The sequence below is a fragment of the Natrialbaceae archaeon AArc-T1-2 genome, assembly GCF_030273315.1.
GTDB lineage: Archaea > Halobacteriota > Halobacteria > Halobacteriales > Natrialbaceae > Tc-Br11-E2g1.
In genome coordinates this window covers 1,984,834-2,002,050 of record NZ_CP127174.1, presented here as the reverse complement: position 1 = coordinate 2,002,050, position 17,217 = coordinate 1,984,834, and the positions used below count along the sequence as shown (strand labels likewise).

Genomic DNA, 17,217 nt, shown 5'->3' with positions numbered 1-17,217 from the left:
GCGCGACCGAGCACCCAGCGCCGACCAAACCGTCGAGCTACCCGGAACTGTGATCACTCACTTCCCGTCCGGATCTCGTATCCTCGCTACGGGATCGCCCCTCTCCGGAATCGTCGCGGTTTGGTGGGCCTACGCCTAGGTCGTTGAGTTTCCTGGAGAACGTAACGTTGAGTTCCGTCATGTCCGACGCGGCGACCGCGAGTGACGTCTCCTCGACGCGACCGTCGTGGACTACCCTAAACGTCGGATCCTCGCCGTCTATTTCTACCGTCGATCCGTCGCCGATAGACGTATCACCGTCGGCAGCATCGCCGGAAACCCTGAAGTAGTAGACGTAGTGGCCGGTTTCGTCCGTGGATACGATTCTGTTCTGCCACGGGCTGTCGTCCGCACCGGATCCGCCCGGGGCCTTGACGCTCACCGCCGCCTCGGCGACTGGGCTGCCCCCCTCCGCCATCACCCTGCCGCGAACTAGCGTAGCCCACGACGGGAAGGGATAGGCCGTGGTCGGCTGGAGATTGAACTCAAGCGGAACGGTCTGGTCCCATTTCCCGAGATCGACCGTTCGTGCGTCGTCCATGTACTGGTCGCCGCCGTCGACTGCGACCTCAACTGCTCGATCAGAGAGGTCGAAGTAGAGGTGGTACCCACTCGGCGTTCGGACAGCCGGCCGGACGCCGTCGACGGTGATGCGTGGATCGTCGTCCGGTCGGTTCCTAGTGAGGTCGTCCCACAGCGAGACGGCGAGGGACAACGATCGCGAGTGCTCGCTGACGCGTCGCCACGAGACGTGATCACTCATCGTCGCCCTCCGAGACGTGTTCGACGATCGTCCGGTCGACGACTCGCTCGACTTCCTCTTCGCGGACAGGATCTATCCTCACGGGCGTCACGAGATAGGCTACAGACGGCCGGTACGGCTGATCTCCGAACGTCCCCCACATGTTCATGGCCTCGTCGCGTGCCTCTGGCAGGATCGAGATCTGGACTCCCTCGTCGTCGGAGAACGTCCCATCCAGTTTCACCCCGGGAACGACCGCGTGTTCCCTGAGCACCCGCATCGCGTGTCCGAGGACCCGGTGCTGGTCGCGCGTGTTTCTCGTCTCATCGGTGGCGTCGGAAGGATACGCCGTCAACAGGTACCGCAGGTCGAGCCGGAGAGGATCCGACGCTGGGACACGGTCACGGTCGTGTCGCGGGGGCGGGTTGGCGTTCCGGAGGTGTCCGCTCCCTTCGACCGCATAGAGGTGGAGAGTGAGGCGAACACTGCTGCTTTCCTCGCGGTCAGCCGGCGACATCAGTTTGACGTCGGCCGGATCGACCTCCTCGGGCATTCCCTCCCGAAGAATCTCGATCAGTGTGAGGCCGACGTTCGCGAGGGCGTTTGCGTCTGCCATGAGCTAGCTCTCCCCGTCCCTGGTTGTCCTGCCCCGGCAGGTCGTCCCTGCTCCGGGATGTCTGCCCTCCCGACCGTTCGGTTCCGTGAACCACCACCGGCGAAAGGCCAACCGCCGTGTCCCGAAACCGGATCCGTTCTCGGTAGCTTTCATCGAGAGTTCACTCAAACATATTGTCGAACTCGAGTTTGAGATCGTCGGTGTCGATTTCGGATCTGCTACTGATTACATTCATCGCATCTTCAACATCGCCGGTCAGCCGTTCCAGCTTCTCGATTCGTTCCTCGAGTTCCTGGATGCGCTGCTCGCGGTCCTCGAGTTCGCGTACCAGATCGCCAACGCTGAGGTCGATAGTGTTCTCTGCAGGTCTGGGATCGATCGTGACTGTTCCGTCCTCCGATTGGATCGTGATGTCCCCTTCGTCGGGATTGATGAAGTTGATAGTGCGAACGACCTCCTCGTCGATGTCTCCGCTGTGATCACCGGAACTCACTTCGATCCTGATAGTGTTGTCGTCGGGATCCGGCGAGACAGTCGCCGACTCGTTCGGCGATTCGATCGCGACGTCCCCGTCCGTGTCTGGCTCGACGCCGGCAACTGTGGCGACGGTGTTATGGGGGTTCTCGAAGTCCGCGGCGTGGCGGGCGATTGCCGCGTACAGCAGATCGTTTGTGTAGACCCGCCTCGGCGGATGGGAGTCGTCCATGCGCCAGGTCTCTCCCTGATCTGTCTCCAAGAAGTGTCCGAGGAAGACGTGCCCCGCGTCGGTGCCGACGGCCGACTGGTCGTCGCCGGGTGCGTACGAGTGAGCGATGTCGAGCAATGGGGTCTCGGATCCTGCCCCGGGTTCAAGATTTGTGGCGTCGGGGTACTTGACCTCACCAACGGTCTCTTCGTGGTCTGGCGCCCCCGGTTTAACCTCGATTTTGACGTCCTCGATGACATGATTGTACGTGCAGTCATCGCCGCGCGTGTCTGCCGCTCCCGGGATCGGAACCTTCTCTTTCAGGCACGGGTCCGGGCGGAGGTACACCGAGACGTCGTTATTCCCACTGGAAGGGGTTCCCCCGACTTCGTTAAGAGGGAATGTCTCGATCTCGGGGTCCTCGACCAGTACCGGCTGTCCGGCCGGGTTCAGAGCGTACCCCTCTGAAACTTCCACGCGGAGAATCTCCTCGTTCGAGGCAGGATGCTGTTCGCGTTTGACTGTCGTCTGTAGGCCGACGACGATGCCGGAGCCGAGAACCGACCGCGCTAGAGTCTCGATCCGGTCGGAGTGATAGTCCTGTTCGATCTGCATCTCCCGGGCGGTCATCAGCTTGCCGTGGAAGTAGTGATTCCGCCGAAACTGCCGGAGGTCGGCGTTCGCAACTGTGCGTTCGTCAGCCGGTTCGTCGCCGCTTTGTGACGGTTCTTGTGACATTGTCAGCAATCTGAATCTGTATCTGTTTTCGTTTCTGCTTCCGTTTCTGTTTCCGAGCAGGCTCGCGACCCGCGACGGGCGAGCGACTCGCCGCCAGTGAGCGCCGTGTCCTTACCGAGGGCGGCCTCCTCCAGCATGAACTCGCGATCGACGAGGGCGCTGTTGACGCCCAGCAGGCTCGGGTACATCCGATCGTGTTCGTCGCCCGCAAGCTGGATCCACGACCGCATCCGGACGGTCCGTCCTCTCGCGTGTGCGGGCTGGTGGTCACGAACGAGCCGCTCGATCGTCCGTGCGTCCCCCTCCTCCACGTACGGCGGGAGGAGCACGGAGAAACGTTGCTGAGACGGAACCAGCCTCCTGTGAGCCGACAGAACGGCCGTTTCGCCGACATCGCCCGGATCCGTCCGTTCGAGAACGAACAGTCGCTTCGAGAGCCGATCAAGCGTGGCCTCAGCCTCGGTCTCAGAGAGTTCGCAATGGTTTCGTCGCTCCCGGACGGCCTCGCGCTCCTGGTCCAGCGCCCACCGCCAGTGACGGGGCGGTTCAGGAGGATCCTCAAGGAACATCTGGATGGACTGGAGGAGTCCTGTTCGCGTCCCTCTGTACTTGAACAGTTCCGGCGCACGCTGCAGCCGCTCCCTCCGCGCCCGCGTCGACCACGTCTCGTCGGCCTCCAGTGCCAGCCATCGTTCGAGCCAGTCGATGTACTCCTCGGGAATGCCGCCGGGATCCATGTATCTGATCGACGACTCGATGTTCTCCTCGATGTCGACGAAGATGCTCTCAAAGATCGAGAGGAATCGCTCGAGGAACGCTTCGTCTGCATCCTCGCGGTACACGTCGGGCATGTACCGGAGGTACGATTGCCGAGGGAAGTACGCCCTCACCGAGTTGACGGTAGGGGATGCGAACTGTCCACCCCGCAGCTCGAGCTTGATCCATAGGTATCGGCCAACTGCGCCTTCCAAAAGGGCGTCCGACGCGTCTCCGACGCCCACCGACTGCCACTCGAGTTCCTCACGAGCCCGCTCGATCCACCCTTCCGCGTCTTCTTCAGAGACCTGGTAGTTCTCGGAACTTCCGTACGTCACGATCTCCCCGGGCGGGCATTCGGCCAGATCAACCAGCGTCACAACGCCTTCCGCCCGCAGTCGATCGCCGATCGTCGATCCGATCCCCGGGAGTTCCGTGACATCGCGAACGACATCCGTGGCGAAGTAACTGGTCCTAACGCCGCTCCCCGGCTGCTCGGTATCGTCCTCGAGAGTTACGCGGTGCCATTGACAGCCCTCGGTCCCCGAGTCGAACCGTCCGACAAGGTGGCCAGTATAGGCGAGTTCCTCCAGATTCAGCCTGTTTTCCAGCTTCGGCTCCAGTGCAGTGAGGATCGGTTCGTTCTCCTCGAGCACATAGAGATGCTCGACCTCGGTACCAGCCCGGTCGCGAGCCAACAGGAGCCGTCGAACCGGGTGGTCGAACCTCACCGCTGCCGACTCGAGGGTCTCCGATTCGGAGTCGTACCGGTACAGTGTCTCCTCATCGACGTCTCGCCCGTCGTCGCCCGTCCCGACGCCGAGGAGCACTTCGCAGTCGCAGTTTGCCTCGATTGCGATCGGTTCGAGTGGTGGACCGATACCCGTTCGTTCGAAGACGTCTGGTGTCACGAGTGGTTCGATATCGTCATGCTCGTCCATCTGGCCGGTCGCGTCGATGCCACCCGTTTCTTCGCCCGCCCGAATTTGCTCCGGTGACGGCACTCGCCAGACTATCGGACCTGTCGGCATCCTCTCACCGACTCGCTCCCCGCCCCCGTCTGTTTCTTCGGTTCCGCCGTCGTCCTCTTTCTTGGTACTATTCTCGTCTTCATTCCCGATCAACTCATCTTTCTCGTTCTCGGCCCCAGTCCCGTCAGGTAGCCGGGCGAGGATATACCGGTTCCCGTGGCGGTCGGTTGCGAGATCTGAGGGGTCGTGGAACGTACCCGGGACGCTCTGGCGTCGACCTTTATTGTCGAGGATAACGATCGATCCCGTTCCGGGGGCCTGGCCGGCATCGAGGACGTTCACGTCATCGTTATCGTGTTCCATCGCGACCGGGTCCTCAATGGCAGTCGTCCATCGAAGTCGGCGGAGCCGTTTCGACACGGCTTGGACGTACCCATCGGCGTCCGACTGACCGCCCGTTGCGACGTAGATCGTGTCGTCGGTGACGGCGATCGCACGCGCAGGGTACGGATCGCGATCCCACTCGCACGGTATCCGCTCCAGTTCTCTCTTGTCGGTATCGTACCGCGAGACGCCACCCTCGGAAGTGAGAAGGTACACGTCGCCACAGTCGTCGGCGTCGACGTCAACGATGTCCAGATCGGGCGACAACCCCGGAGCGGGCTTCTCGGACGGAACGTACGTCGCGTACTGCTCCGTGGCCATTTGGACGGCGTCAGCCGACGTTATCTCGGTGTTGACCTGAGTCCACCGGTCCCATTCCCGATACGTGTTCGTTGCCACGAACGGCTGAGTCATCGTCTCCACCTCCTTCCTATGAACGACCCAGTCATCGACCCCACCCCCCACGTCGGTTCCCGCCGGCTCGTCGGATTCTGACCTCGTGATCTAGCGAGTACGCCAGCGACTCCGGACCGATCTCGATGCCCGTGTGAGTGCGCTCGTGTGACCCACTGGCCGTTATCGACAGGTCGTGGACTACTTCGACGCCTTCGACGGAACCGATTCGCTCGTGCAACTCGGACGTGTACACCGGCCGACCGAACGGCCAGCCGTCGCCGTCGAAGCCCGAGAGCGGATCGACGAACGCTCGGAGCGTCTCCTTGATGGCTTGGATCCGCTGGTTCTCGTCGGTACCCTCCGCGAGTTCGACCTCTGCAGACACGCGGATACCGACGTACTCGGGCCCCTTGACTTCGATCCGGTCGGTCAGCAGACGGTGCCGCTCTAGGTTCTCGCGGACGGCGGCGAGGAATCCCTCACTCGGTCGTGGACGGCGCCGTGTACTCTCCGGGACGACCACCACTTGGATTGTCCCGTGGGCGCCGTGGTCGTTTTCCGGGCCGGTCGACTGCTCGTCTAGTTTGACTGCTGTTCGACCGAACCGCAATCCGGGTGTGTGCTCGGCAACGTAGCGGACATCATCGCGCGTGACCGCCCGGTACGGACGCTGGAGGTCGCGCCTGAGCCGTGCCAGGGCCGAATCGAGCGATTCGGCGTCCCTGCCGCCGGCCGCCTCTTCGAGCGGCGACACCAGTAGGTCGCGACCAAGGAACTGCCAGTCGCTGGCTCCGGAGACGTTCCCGCCGGTTCCGCCGCCGTGAACGTAGCGGTCGGCAATGACCGGTTGGTCTGCCATCGGAACCGTGCCCGTGATCCCGTCGCCGAATCGGACCACGCCCCGCGAGCGATCAAGGACGTAGTGGGTGTCGTCCGGCCCGGACGCCGCAAAGTCTGGCACCTCTGTCCACCGTTCGTTTCCGACAGTTATCGTCGCCGCTAGGACCGGCGACTGCTCGAAGACGAACTCTTGGTTCGGCCGCGCAGTCGTTCGAGCCCCGCCGTCGGCTCGGCGGAGCGGTTCCTCGCGGACAGTTCGCTGTTGCCGGGCCGTCACCACGTTCGGCAGGATCCAGTTCAACTGAGGCGGGACCTCGTACCCTGCCTCGGTGACCACGCACCGCACCCAGTAGGCGTCTACGCCGACGGTTCCGAGAATCAACCCCTCGTCGAGCGGCGGCCCGTCGTCCGACGGGGCGTCCAGGACGATCCGACCACCTCGATAGAGCGCGTTCGTCTTGTCTTGTTCGACGGATAACGTCGCCCAGCTGTCGTCGTCCATCCACCTTTGCACGCTCGTACAGTACTGCCATTCGAGTTCGACGCTTGGATCGAAGTCCGCCCCGTTTGGGCCGACGCGTTCGATCAGCGGGAACTGCTCCGTCTCATCGGTCGTCTCCGAATCGGACTGCTCCGAATCGATCCGGTTCGACCAAGCGTCGTCTGTTCTCGATCGTCTGTGACCGACGCCGCCCGGGCGGGTTGGCTCAACGGTCACAGCTGGCGATCCGTGGACCGAGGGACTGGCGAGGTTCTCCTCGTGGAAGTCGACGTGGAGGTCAAGCCCGTCCGCTCGTTCGAACGGGTTGGACTGAAACCCGAGATACAGTGCGCTTCCCCGTTCGGCCCGATCGCCGAACGCATGGAAGAATCCCTGGGATCCAAGATCGTTCTCAACCGGTTGGGCTGCCCCGCCACTCGGAGACGGGATCACGTATGCGAGATCGACCGGCGTCACTCGCTGGTCCGTCGTCGCCTCAAACGGGACGGTGACACCGGTATCGTCCTCAACAGTCAGGCGGTCGCCGGACCCGATCGTGGTCGGCTCCGCCACCTCGTCCTCGTCGACCAACAGCCGGACCGTCGCCGGCTGTGGCGGCCGTGGCTGGACACCGAGCAGCTGGAGGTACTTGCGGACGTGGACTTCGGTGACCCGATCCAGCTGGTAGAGATCCGACTCCGCGATCCAGGCGAGCATCTCGAGAATGGTGATGCCGGGATCGCTGGCGTTGTGATCCGTCCACTCGTCAGTAAGCGTGGGAATCCTGGTCTTTGCGGCTTCCAGCAACTCCTCGTGACTTCGGTCGTCTAGCGTCGGCGGATCAAGTCCCATTAGGACCCCTCCGGATTCGGTCGCTCCGTTTGCCCGAAGCGTGCGACGACCTCGTGAGAACCGCTGTAAACGAGCGTGTCCGCCGCCACGCCCGGCGGCGGCTCGCCCTCCCGTACCTCGTGGATCCTGTCGTCTCCCTGTACCTGCAACACGAGATTGTCGACGTAGTCCACGCCCTCGACGTTCTCTAAGAGTCCGTAGAGGTGAGATGGGCGGGGGAGCCGGCCGAACGGCCAGCCACCGCCATCTGGACTCCCAGACAACGGGTCCAGAAACGTCGACACCCGCCGCTCAATCGTCTCCTCGACTCGACTCAGGCTTTCACCGCCGGCTAACACGACCGTGGTATCGACGTCGATCGCTACGTAGCTCGGCCCGCGGACGACGAGTTGGTCCGACTCGTCGAGTCCAAGCGGCGCTTGCTCGCTTACCACTGCTTTGACACGTCGTTTCAGTGCCGCGGACGGCAGTGGTCGGTCACCCGGCCCGCCCGGAACCACGATCAGGGTCACCCATCCCGGCGTCTCCTCGCCGTAGATGTCCATCCCCGGCAGACAGCGCACGCGTTCGAGCTGTCTAGATGTCGTTCTCGCGATTCGTTCGACGTCCACCGGCGTGACGGCGCGTCCCCGATCACGGAGCGTTCTCGGTGCTCGTTCGCCGACGGCCGAGGTCGACTCGACGTCGACGCCTCCTGTACCGGCGAGGGGGTTTTCGACCTTTTTTACGAACTGGATCGAACGCCGCAGTCCGTCGATGGCTCCTGGTTCGACGTTCCCACCGGATCCACCTCCGGTGGTGTAGGTGATCCTGACATTGTCGGTTCCCTCCGGGGGAATCTTTCCCCGTGTGTCGTCACCGAAGGTAATTCGACCCGCTACCGGATCCAGTTCGTAATGTCGATCTGCACCGTCGGACTCGAACAGGTGTGGCTGGCGGCTCCACTCGACCCAGACGGCCACCGGGTCGCCTTCGGGATCACCGACGACGTCGACACGGTCCGGCAGTTGCTCGAGCAGTTCTCCACGGCTGGTCGGACCGAGTGCAGTGCTCTCATCGATCCAGACCGACGCGTCCAGGATCGGCGGACCCGAGACCGCGAACGTCTGATTCGCGCTGCCGTCGCTGGAGCCAACGATCTCCTCCTCGGTGGTGTGCTCGTTCCGGGCCCAGGCCGCGTTCGTGACGACCGACTGGAGGATGGGTCGATGCAGCCCCGGCGGCCCCGTCGGAGAGGCCGTCCTGACGGTCGTCTCGCAGGGGTCCGGAACACCGGAGGGTGTCGAGTCACCTGATTGATGGGTTTGCCTCGTCTCCCCGTCTCCGAACTGCTCTCGGGTGACCCGCGCCCGGATCCAGTGGAGTTCTTCGTCGAACAGGTGACTTCGTCGGGTCGGTTCGTCGAATCCCAGCGTCACGAGTCCGAGCTGAGTCAGTCCCTCCGATCCATCCACGACGTCTGCGCGAATCCAATCGTCCGACCCGTCCACGCGGTACTCCCATCGAACCCGGGGCTCGAACGAACGGGGGTACGTCTGATCGGTCGGCTCGACGAGCACGTTCACCGGCCCGTCCTCGAGCGGGGCGTCGAAGCCGAGATAGAGCGTTTGACCGTCCTCGGGGCGACCCAGGAACGGGCGAAACTGGTCGGTTCCTTCCCCAATCAGGTCCAGGCTGTATTCGAGATTGTTCTCCGAGAGGACATTCGCCGGATTCCGGTACTCGTCAGCGGAGAGAGAAAGCGAAATCTCGTCGTAGGAAGGCGGGTCGTAAGCGGTCGCAGTCGACCACTCACCGTCCGCTTCCCTCGCCACGATTCCCCCGTAATCGCCACCGATCAGCCGAATCCTGATCCAGTGATGCTCGTGGCCCGCGACGCTAGTTGGTTCCAGATCCGACGGGACGGAAAACGTAACGTCACCCGACCGCTGGAACTGATTGGTCCCGTCCTCGACGTCGAAGATGCGATTCCAGCCGTCACCGTCGAAATACTCCCAGGACAACCTGGGGTCGTCCTCGGTGTTGAGCTCTTCGACCCCGTCGCCGTTGAACGTAATCGATACCTCCGTCCCACCCTTCGTGAACGCGTTCCGTGAGGCGACGTAGAATGCGTCCTGAATCCGCGGCTGGTCACCGAAGGGCCGAATTTCGTCGTCTATCTCCGCGGACCCGTCGTCGGATTCGATCGGCTGTGGAACGTCGTTTGCGAGTAGTCGTTGGGGAGAGATCTCGGTCGCCTTCGCAGCCAACCGGATCGGCGAGTACTCGTCGTCGTTCTCCGATCGCCCTCGACAGCCGACCACGAGGTCGAACAGGTCTGACTCGTCGACATCCGGTGGTACCCGACACCGGAGCCAACGGCTCTCGGTGTCGCCGACCGTTGTCTCTGCAATGGATCCGTCAGCGTCCATCATCAGCGAGATTTGCAACGACTGACACCGCCTGCTTGTGCCGGGTCGATCGGCGATCACCAAGTGTGGATGGGATGTCTCGAGAACACGCCGGAGTTCGCTCTCTGTGACCACGTCTTGGAGTAGCCCCGAGAAATCGTCATCTGGTTCGGTAGTAGTCACGACCCCATCGAGACCGAGTTGGGACAGGCGCTGCTCGATACGTTCGGTTGCGGACTCGATGTCCTCGTCAGTTATGCGCCGTGGGAATACGGGGGAATCGATGTCGGTAAGAACATCTTCGACGTCGACTACTAACCTGGTATCGGGGACCTCTGGGAACGAACCCCCTTCCGTTTCTTCAGCCAGCAGTCTCGCGAGCACGTTCCTCGTATCGCCCGGTTTCGGGACCGATTCGAGACCGACATCACTGATGCGATCGAATAGATACTCGAGTAGCGGCTGGGTCCCCTCGCCAGTCAGGTACCCGTGGATCGACCCGTAATCGACTTCCTGTAGGAAAATCTGTACGTCGACGACCAGCTGGACGGTGGGCGTTTCCACGAGGGCCTGCCAGTCGGATGGCTCGAGGTTAAACATTCGCGAGACCGTCTCCTCCGGATCGCTCCTGTAGAACACTTCCCGGAGACCGAACTCGGCGAGGCGATTGTCGAAGTACGCCAGTATCGACGCGGCGTCCCCGGCAGCGGCGTACCGGTCGATCGTCTCGAAGTCCAATGCTTCGACGAATTCCTCGATGTGGACGAGCTGCTGGACGTCAACCGATCCCGGAAATGGGTGCCATCCCTCCTCGTCGCCCCGCGTCCCGAAGAACTCCCATACTAGCGTCTCGAGCGTGTCCTCGGTGGCCCGAGTGTCGACGACCAGCTCCAGACTCGCACCCGGTCCCAGGTCGAGACGGTCTTCGTGGCCGATATAGAGGGCGTGTCGCTGACGGTTGGGCCGTTGCGGCGGCTCTGCGGAGAAGAGTTCGGTTTTCGAGCGGTCGGTCAGCAGAGGCGTGTGTTCCACGATAACGTCCTCGGCCGGATCGACACTGTAGACTCGCTCCAGATTAGCCGGCGTCGCCTCGAACCCGTCCTCGATTTCGAAGACCTGCTTGGGGCGGTCGTCTGTCGCACCCGCAGTAACCTGCGTGCCGCTGGGAACGCGCACGTTGTCGTCCGCGCCGTCGGCAATCTCGAAGCGAACCGGTGCCTCTGCCGACTGGGGCGGGTCGCGGTCGAACCCAACCGTGTCCAGAAACGAGATGCGATGTTTCTCCGGAACTTGGTCGAGTCGTTCGACGACATCCCCAGCCATGTCTGCGAACAGCTCGAGGAGCACTGTTCCGGGACCGTCCTCATGTGGCTCCCATTCATCGGCGTACGCCGGTGCAATCGACCGGGCGCGTTCTGCCACGTCGTCGCGACTCCGCCCGTCGATATCCGGTCCGTCGCTCATGATCGTTCACTCCCTACATAGAACGGATACACCAGATTGTGCTCGTTGTTGGTGTCCCGAACCGTGTAGTCGACACTGATCATGAGTTCGCCCGTCGAGAGTCGGTCAGTCGACACGGTGACGTTCTCGACGTCGATCCGCGGTTCCCACTCGACGAGAGCGTCCTCGACCGCGGTCTCGATCAACGACTTCGTCGACGTGTCGATAGTCTCGAACACGTACTCGTGGATCCGACACCCGAAATCGGGCCGCATGATCCGCTCGCCCTTTGCGGTCCCGATGATGACCCGAATAGACTCCTCGATAGTCCGCTCGCCGCTCGCGAGATCGACGTCGCCGCTAGTCGTCGCGACCGGGAACGCCCAGCCGCGCCCGAGGAATTCATGATCAGAATCAGGAGTGCGGGTCATCCGATGATCACCGTTTGACTGCCACTTACGATCGTGTTGGGTGGACCGCTCTCCGCGATCGTGTCCCCCATTCTTGCCGCCGGGACGCCGTTAATGAGGACGGACGAACTCCCGGTCGGGACGACACCCCCGACGTGGGGACTCGGATCCGAGATCGGACAGGCGTGGAAGTCGACGGTCGCTCGCCAGGCAGGCAATCCCTCGATCAGCACGTTCGGGCTCCCCGGCCCCGACAGGGGTGATCCGTGTGCGGTCGCGTCGGTGACTCGTGCAGCTGGTGGCATTGGTATCAGTTTAGTTCGATGAGCATTCCGTCGAGGCTCAACACGCCGCCGGCCTCGATCGAGACGTTCCCTGTTCCGCTGATCTCGATCGCCATCGCGTCGATCGAAAGCGTTCCGTCGCTCTCGATCGACAGTTCGTTTGACGGTGGGTTGAATTCGATCCGGTTGGCCCCCGAACTGTCCTCGATCTTGATCGTTTCACTTCCACTGGTGTCGTCGAGCGTGATCGTATGGCCCGCCGCCGTCTCGATCTGGACCTTCCCCTCGGATTCGTCATCATCGAAGCTGAGCTGGTGGCCGCTTCGCGATCGTATCGTGCGAATGTCGTTGTCACCTTCGTTCTCGGTTGGCGGTGCATGGTTCTCGTGCCAAAGCGACCCGACGACGTAGGGGTATCGGAAGTCTCCACGTTCGAAGGCGACAAGCACGCGGTCGTCTACTTCCGGGAGGAAGTACGTCCCCATCTCGTCGCCGGCCATCGGCGCCACGACCGGTGCCCACAGGGTCTCGTCATCGGTACTTCGCCACGGGAAAGTGACCTTGACGCGGCCCAGCCCTTCGGGGTCCTCGTTGTTTGTGACGATTCCGACAGTGACGCCGGTGAACACGTCTTCTCCGCGGCCGGCCGGTTCGTCCGGCGTACTCATGTATCGATCACTCCTCTCCTCGGGTATCGACTGTTTCTACTCATGCGTCGATCGTTCGTACCGTAGCTTTGGTCGTGTATCCCGCGCTGTCGAGCCGGTGGGTCGATTCCTCCACGTAGTAGATTCCCGAAAATGTGCCCACACCGGTGACTTTGATGGGCCGTCCGATCCGAAGGTCCGGAAGCCCCAGCACCTCCGCCTCGTTGGTCGGTCCAAGCGTGAGCTCTCGGAGGACGGCGTGGGCGTGCGCCTCGGCCTCGACCTCGGATCCCACGCGCGCTGTTCGCTCGACGACCTCCTCGCCCTCCTCCCGCCTCGCCTCGCCGCTGATCGGCTCCTTCGACGTGCCCTCGGAATCGGTCACTACGACCGTTCCCACGTCCCGACGGTTCCCCGGCAGGTACGGAGCGAACGAACGGAGGGAGCGACCGTACTCGAGTTCCAGAGCCGGTTCGGCGTGCCACCGCGGACGCCGATAGTGGAATGTCTCGCCCCGGAAAAACAGTTCGTATCCGAACCTGTCAGCGAGCTTTGAGAGGATGTCGTAGTGGCTCTCGTCGGACTGGAACACTTTCTCCACCGTCAGATCTCCAGGGGTCTCGCCTACCATGTCGCCCCCGCCGATCCGGTCTTTCCCCGTCCCCTCGACCCCTTCGACGTTCACGTCGGGGAAGTCGTACTCCCCTGTCTCGAGGACGTCCTCGACGACCGCTCCGACGGTCGTGTCCTCCCAGGAGTCGTCGACCTCGTTTCCCATCAGTTTATTTCTCGGGTCCAGCCCACTGATCTGCAAGACGGCACCGCCTTCCGTCGAGAACCGCGACTGGACCGAGTCGATCGCGCCGTGAAATAGCTTCTCCAGCTCGTCACCGTACCCCATGCGTACGTCCAGCTGCGTGCCGATCGTCCAGCAGTCCCAGTCGACTTCCGCGAATTCGCCTAATCCGGGATCGAACCCGCCATCGATGGTGAGTTCGACCCGGTTGGTCTCCGAGAGCGCCGTATCGATCGAGATGCCGACGATCCGGGCGTCGGCGTCGGTGAACGTATGATCTCCGACCTCGATTTTGAATCGTGGTGGATCGAAGCCGTCGTACTTCTCCTCGAGCGCTTCGAAGTCCGTCATAGTGGCGGAATCACCAACACTGTACCGGGGTCGAGATCACGGGGAGTCTCAATGTCGTTTCGCTCAGCAATTGGCCGCCACTTTCCGGCGTCATTGTACTCTTTGGCAGCGATTCTCGGCAGCGTGTCACCTTCGATCACCCGCCAGGTCGTCGTCTTGTCGGTCGAGTGGAGCGGCTTCTCTTTTCGTTGTTCCCGTGGCGGTCGATACTCCCTAAACTGTACATCGACGCTGGCTCGAACCGGGGTCCCCTCCGGGAGAAACATCGTGAACTGTTTATCGAGGCTCTCGACAACTGCTTTGAACATGAACTCCCCCCAGACGAACCGACAAACCGGGGGGGCGTGCCGTTCGCTGTCCAGTTCCAGAAGTTGGTCGAGTTGGTCTGTATGGTTCTGGACATCCTCGGAGCGTTCGTACGTGTCGAAAAACAGCGTCATCGAAAGCGTCTCCGCATCCCCGTCGGAGAACTGCGTTGCCGGTGTCGTCGTGCCAGCGATCTTCTGGTCCTCGTAGGTGATTGATTTGCTCGTGCTGTACTCCGAGGGATTAAACAGGACTGGAATCTCCTCTTTCGACTCGCCGTCCTCGTCGAGCACCTGGATGTGGGCCTTCTGCAGATCGGAACTCGTGGGCGCTGACGACATTTACCGACCACTCCGGTCCCGTTCGATAGCGCGCTTGCGTTCGAGTGCTCGGTACAGTTCGTCTACGAACGCGTTCCGGCGCGGGCCACCCGACCTGAGCAACTGCACGGGGTCGGAGCTGTCGGACGCGCCGTCGGACTCTGGCGGCGACCCGCGGTCCTGTACCGACTTCCCGGGCTCGATCGAACGCGTACGGTCTGATTGCCCGCGGTTCGACTGGGAGGGCCAGTCGTCGGACCGATGTCCGTGCTCGCTTTCCCGGGACTGGCGTACCGTGAGCGGCGGCTCACTGGTCGCCAACCGATCCGAGGTCGGTTCGGCACCGAACATCCCAGGCGTCTCTGCAGACGTTCGATCCGCCGTCGCCGCGGAGTCCGGTGGTTCGATGGTACGGATGGGACTGAACGATCCGGCCGATTCCGTCGCTCTCGCCGTCTCACTGGGAGTCTCGTTCCGGGGTTGAAGTTGTCGGGTCGTTAACTCCGGCGTGTTACTGCCGGATTCGGAGGGATCGGACGCGGTTCGGGTCATCCCTCCCGACGAACGGTCCGTGTTCGATGGGAACTCGTCTGTGTTCGGCGAGGTCGGTTCAGTCCCTGTCGCGCTCCCTGGACGGTTCGCCACTGTTCTTGCGGCTCCGTCGTCGGCTCGTCGGTCGATAGGTCCGCCGTCGCCGGGTTCGATCGACTCGTTCGACCTGTCCGCAGTCGTCGTATCCAACCCTGATTCAGGGCTATTAGATGAGAAAACTGTCGTGCTCTCTGGATCGGACGACGAGACGCTAATCAATTTGGGACCGTCGAAGACGTTGCCCGGTTCGGCGTCGGTGACATCAGTCGAGTGACGGTTGGAACCGACATCGTCAGAGCCCTTGCCCGACCGAAGAACCTCGTAGACTAGCGGTTCGGACGCTTCGTTGGTCTCCGAAACGTCGAGGTCATCTCCGGTGCGGGCAGTACTGTTGACACCGGCTGTTCCTGCCTCGGCGGTCGCTTCGGGAACACGTCCCTTGCGGTTCGACTGACCTGTCGCGCTCCCTGGACGGTTCGCCACTGTTCTTGCGGCTCCGTCGTCGACTCGTCGGTCGATAGGTCCGCCGTCGCCGGGTTCGATCGACTCGTTCGACCAGTCCGCAGTCGTCGTATCCAACCCTGATTCAGGGCTATTAGATGAGAAGGCTGTCGTGCTCTCCGGATCGGACGACGAGACGCTAATCGATTTGGGACCGTCGAAGACGTTGCCCGGTTCGGCGTCGGTGGCATCAGTCGAGTGACGGTTGGAGCCGACATCGTCAGAGCCCTTGCCCGACCGAAGAACCTCGTAGACTAGCGGTTCGGACGCTTCGTTGGCCTCCGAAACGTCGAGGTCATCTCCGGTGCGGGCAGTACTGTTGACACCGGCTGTTCCTGCCTCGGCGGTTGCTTCGGGAACACGTCCATCGCGGTTCGACTGTTCTGTCACAACCGTCCGGTGGACGATTTGCTCCAGCGTCAGATACGAGAGGTCGGGTGCCTGCTCGTCGGTGTCGCCCAAAGTCAGAGATAACAGGCCGCCGAACGGAGACAGTACCCTGAGGGTATTGTGACCCTGCGGTGTATGGTCTGATCGGGTCGAACTGATTGTGACGTCTCTGGCGAACCGGGGGACTCCGTCGACCCGTGACGGATCGCTCATTCAAATACCCCGCGACTTGCCGGGAACAGTCGAAGCGGCTTACTGTTCAATGGTCTGTCCATTGTTCACATTCTCCTATTATAATACTTTTCGTTCAGACAATTCACAACCCCAGAATACGCATCAGGAAGGATCCTCGCAAACCGGCCATCGAATCACAGACGTGAAGCCGACCCCGGTGGCGATTCGGCCAACGAACACTAATCAAACCAACTTATTTATATAGAAAGTGAGAATGGTCTGTAATGAAACATTGTCTGAACTGCGGTGTGGAGGTGGAATCGGATAACGGCGTCTGCAGGGTGTGTCGTTCGAGGTCGGATAGTCGCGACTCCTCGGCTATCGTAGCGACCGATGGCGGGCGCGAGGGTAACAATGAGGTGCCTTCCGCCGGCTGGCACGCCGCGGCGATCCTCGCTACCGCCGGCTGGATCGTTCTGGTCGCTCATCTCTGGATTGATGCTCTCGGTCGGGGCACGTTACTGTTGATATTCCTCGTCTCCTGGCCGTTGCTCCCGATCGCTCTGTACATCGACAGCAAGCAGCTGGCAGAGCAGACGGGCTGGCCCGAGAGCAGATGGCTCTACATCTTTCCGTCCATGTTCTGGGGAATCGCGATCATTCCTGGAGTCGTCTACCTCTTGAACCGCCGATCTGTCGACGGTTCTGGAGCGACCGATGTGACTGAACCGGAGGAGCCGACAGAACCCGAGCCAGAGGAACCGGAGGAACCCGAACCGAAGCGCGAGTCTCTCCTGTATGAACTGCTCGACGAGTTCGGCGAGCGCGAAGGACGGCAGATCTACGATAGTCACAGGGACCGACACGTCGACGTGCTGGCGTACGTTGTCGAGACCGAACCGGTTCCCGACGACGCTGAGGTGCTCACGGGGGAGCTATCCCCCGAGAGGAGCGTGGACAAGATCGAATTTACCCTCCGCGTGCTCGAGGACGTGGGACTGATCGAGCGCACCGACGGCGACGTGACGACCTCCGACGCGCTCTCGCAGGAACTGGCCGATCGGCTGGGGTGACTGGAGACTGCACGAACGTGTGGGTGTCGTACACCGCCGAG

The 17,217-nt window shown here is 62.2% G+C and carries 13 protein-coding genes; 1 reads left to right on the top strand and 12 read right to left on the bottom strand.

What is annotated here, in order from left to right; genetic code table 11:
- Nucleotides 1–37: 37 nt before the first annotated feature.
- From QQ977_RS10275 to QQ977_RS10220, 12 genes are all read right to left on the bottom strand, one after another.
- Nucleotides 38–802, bottom strand: coding sequence for a hypothetical protein (locus QQ977_RS10275; RefSeq protein ID WP_285925658.1), 765 nt, complete (start codon nucleotides 800–802; stop codon nucleotides 38–40).
- The gene (locus QQ977_RS10270; protein ID WP_285925657.1) at nucleotides 795–1,397 is read right to left on the bottom strand and encodes a DUF4255 domain-containing protein; all 603 of its coding nucleotides are present in this window, start codon (nucleotides 1,395–1,397) and stop codon (nucleotides 795–797) included. Before QQ977_RS10270 ends, QQ977_RS10275 begins: the two co-directional genes overlap by 8 nt.
- Nucleotides 1,398–1,557: 160 nt before the next feature.
- Nucleotides 1,558–2,712 (bottom strand): hypothetical protein, encoded by a 1,155-nt coding sequence (locus QQ977_RS10265; protein ID WP_285925656.1) that lies wholly within the window; start codon nucleotides 2,710–2,712, stop codon nucleotides 1,558–1,560.
- A 110-nt stretch (nucleotides 2,713–2,822) separates the two neighbouring features.
- Complete coding sequence (locus QQ977_RS10260; protein WP_285925655.1) at nucleotides 2,823–5,345, bottom strand: phage tail protein; 2,523 nt, start codon at nucleotides 5,343–5,345, stop codon at nucleotides 2,823–2,825.
- 31 nt (nucleotides 5,346–5,376) lie between these two features.
- Entirely contained in the window at nucleotides 5,377–7,500 is a 2,124-nt protein-coding gene (locus QQ977_RS10255) for a putative baseplate assembly protein (protein ID WP_285925654.1), read from the bottom strand.
- A complete protein-coding gene (locus tag QQ977_RS10250; RefSeq protein ID WP_285925653.1) occupies nucleotides 7,500–11,354 on the bottom strand; it encodes a putative baseplate assembly protein in 3,855 nt (1,284 codons plus the stop codon). The genes QQ977_RS10255 and QQ977_RS10250 overlap by 1 nt, the downstream gene beginning before the upstream one ends.
- Entirely contained in the window at nucleotides 11,351–11,764 is a 414-nt protein-coding gene (locus QQ977_RS10245) for a GPW/gp25 family protein (protein WP_285925652.1), read from the bottom strand. Before QQ977_RS10245 ends, QQ977_RS10250 begins: the two co-directional genes overlap by 4 nt.
- Nucleotides 11,761–12,048: a PAAR domain-containing protein gene (locus tag QQ977_RS10240; RefSeq protein ID WP_285925651.1), complete on the bottom strand. Its 288-nt coding sequence runs from the start codon at nucleotides 12,046–12,048 to the stop codon at nucleotides 11,761–11,763. Before QQ977_RS10240 ends, QQ977_RS10245 begins: the two co-directional genes overlap by 4 nt.
- 5 nt (nucleotides 12,049–12,053) lie before the next feature.
- Complete coding sequence (locus tag QQ977_RS10235) at nucleotides 12,054–12,695, bottom strand: phage baseplate assembly protein V (RefSeq protein ID WP_285925650.1); 642 nt, start codon at nucleotides 12,693–12,695, stop codon at nucleotides 12,054–12,056.
- Between the two features lie 40 nt (nucleotides 12,696–12,735).
- The gene (locus QQ977_RS10230; RefSeq protein WP_285925649.1) at nucleotides 12,736–13,821 is read right to left on the bottom strand and encodes a phage late control D family protein; all 1,086 of its coding nucleotides are present in this window, start codon (nucleotides 13,819–13,821) and stop codon (nucleotides 12,736–12,738) included.
- On the bottom strand, nucleotides 13,818–14,468 hold the full coding sequence (locus tag QQ977_RS10225; protein ID WP_285925648.1) for a CIS tube protein: 651 nt from the start codon (nucleotides 14,466–14,468) through the stop codon (nucleotides 13,818–13,820). The genes QQ977_RS10230 and QQ977_RS10225 overlap by 4 nt, the downstream gene beginning before the upstream one ends.
- Nucleotides 14,469–16,001 (bottom strand): hypothetical protein, encoded by a 1,533-nt coding sequence (locus QQ977_RS10220; RefSeq protein ID WP_285925647.1) that lies wholly within the window; start codon nucleotides 15,999–16,001, stop codon nucleotides 14,469–14,471.
- Nucleotides 16,002–16,522: 521 nt separating this feature from the next.
- Between QQ977_RS10220 and QQ977_RS10215 the strand changes: the two genes are divergently transcribed.
- Nucleotides 16,523–17,176 (top strand): hypothetical protein, encoded by a 654-nt coding sequence (locus QQ977_RS10215; protein WP_285925646.1) that lies wholly within the window; start codon nucleotides 16,523–16,525, stop codon nucleotides 17,174–17,176.
- The last annotated feature ends 41 nt before the right edge of the window (nucleotides 17,177–17,217 follow it).